The sequence below is a fragment of the Exiguobacterium aestuarii genome (assembly GCF_020171655.1).
Taxonomy (GTDB): domain Bacteria; phylum Bacillota; class Bacilli; order Exiguobacteriales; family Exiguobacteriaceae; genus Exiguobacterium; species Exiguobacterium aestuarii_A.
The window spans coordinates 1-1283 of the sequence record NZ_JAIVAC010000010.1 but is presented as its reverse complement, the minus strand read 5'-3'; the positions used below and the strand labels follow the sequence as shown (position 1 = coordinate 1283).

General features: G+C 55.4%; 2 tRNA genes and 2 rRNA genes. All 4 read right to left on the bottom strand.

Features of this window, described 5'->3' with window-relative positions:
• A 23S ribosomal RNA gene (locus LCM29_RS15045) occupies positions 1–432 on the bottom strand; the annotation flags it as partial.
• A gap of 89 nt (positions 433–521) precedes the next feature.
• Positions 522–594, bottom strand: a tRNA-Ala gene (locus tag LCM29_RS15040).
• A 22-nt stretch (positions 595–616) separates the two neighbouring features.
• Positions 617–693 (bottom strand) — tRNA-Ile (locus LCM29_RS15035).
• Positions 694–758: 65 nt separating this feature from the next.
• Positions 759–1283 (bottom strand): 16S ribosomal RNA (locus LCM29_RS15030); the annotation flags it as partial.

Genomic DNA, 1283 nt, shown 5'->3' with positions numbered 1-1283 from the left:
CGTGTCCCGCCGTACTCAGGATCCACTCTGGAGGGGATGGGGTTTCGGCTACAGGGCCGTCACCTTCTCTGGCCGACCTTTCCAGGTCGTTCACCTACCCTATCCCTTTGTAACTCCGTGTAGAGTGTCCTACAACCCCAGGAAGCATGCTTCCTGGTTTGGGCTGTTCCCGTTTCGCTCGCCGCTACTCAGGGAATCGAATTTTCTTTCTCTTCCTCCGGGTACTTAGATGTTTCAGTTCCCCGGGTGTGCCTCACGCCACGCTATGTATTCACGTGGGTGTCCCGCCAGTCTCCCGGCGGTGGGTTCCCCCATTCGGAGATCTCTGGATCGATGTGTACTTACCACTCCCCAGAGCATTTCGCTGTTCGTCGCGTCCTTCATCGGCTCCTAGTGCCAAGGCATCCACCGTACGCCCTTTCTACCTTGATCTAGCGTCTAAGACACACGGTCCATTGCGGACCATATGTGAAATTGGTTTTTGATGTCTTGATGAATCTTCAGTTTTCAAGGAACAAAAGTGGAGCCTAGCGGGATCGAACCGCTGACCTCCTGCGTGCAAGGCAGGCGCTCTCCCAGCTGAGCTAAGGCCCCGTATTGGAATTGTTCATAAAAATGGTGGGCCTAAGTGGACTCGAACCACCGACCTCACGCTTATCAGGCGTGCGCTCTAACCGGCTGAGCTATAGGCCCTCATAGAGAGGTTTTGGTCTCTCAAAACTGAACGATGGGCAATGCCACATGGGCATTTTCCTTAGAAAGGAGGTGATCCAGCCGCACCTTCCGATACGGCTACCTTGTTACGACTTCACCCCAATCATCTGCCCCACCTTCGGCGGCTGGCTCCTTACGGTTACCTCACCGACTTCGGGTGTTGCAAACTCTCGTGGTGTGACGGGCGGTGTGTACAAGACCCGGGAACGTATTCACCGCAGTATGCTGACCTGCGATTACTAGCGATTCCGACTTCATGCAGGCGAGTTGCAGCCTGCAATCCGAACTGAGAACGGCTTTCTGGGATTGGCTCCACCTCGCGGCTTCGCTGCCCTTTGTACCGTCCATTGTAGCACGTGTGTAGCCCAACTCATAAGGGGCATGATGATTTGACGTCATCCCCACCTTCCTCCGGTTTGTCACCGGCAGTCTCCCTAGAGTGCCCAACCAAATGCTGGCAACTAAGGACAAGGGTTGCGCTCGTTGCGGGACTTAACCCAACATCTCACGACACGAGCTGACGACAACCATGCACCACCTGTCACCCCTGCCCCCGAAGGGGAAGGTAC